The following is a 421-nucleotide window of genomic DNA, read 5'->3' as shown; positions in this document are numbered from 1 at the left end:
TCATCTGGCAGATGCCGAATGGCAAGAAGAAACTATTCTTCTCTACAGACACCTCACTTTCGGGTGAAGAAGTACTTCTTTATTATAGAACCAGGTTCCATATCGAATTTTGCTTTCGTGACGCCAAAGGCTATACTGGTCTTATGGACTGCCAGGCTCGCGATAAGTGGAAACTCGATTTTGCTTTCAATGCTTCGTTCACATCACTAAATGTTGCCAAGGTAACTATGAAGGAGATGGGAATGGAATATTCTATGTCTTCATTCAAGTCACTGATGACCAACATTTATCTGGTGAAACGAATTTTTAAAGCAAGTGGGTACACCCCGAACCGAACTTTAATTAGCAAGATTTTCAAAGATCTCTCGTGCTTACAGCGTATAGCTGCTTAGCACATTATTGAATTATTAACGAACTATTG

1 pseudogene is annotated in these 421 nt (G+C 39.9%); it reads left to right on the top strand.

Going from position 1 to position 421, the window contains the following annotated elements:
* Positions 1-392 (top strand): annotated as a pseudogene (locus DWV53_RS16310) (transposase); the annotation flags it as partial.
* Positions 393-421: the final 29 nt, after the last annotated feature.

Origin of the sequence: Segatella copri, assembly GCF_003465495.1 — a bacterium.
Classification (GTDB): domain Bacteria; phylum Bacteroidota; class Bacteroidia; order Bacteroidales; family Bacteroidaceae; genus Prevotella; species Prevotella copri_G.
This window is presented reverse-complemented; position numbering and strand designations above follow the sequence as displayed.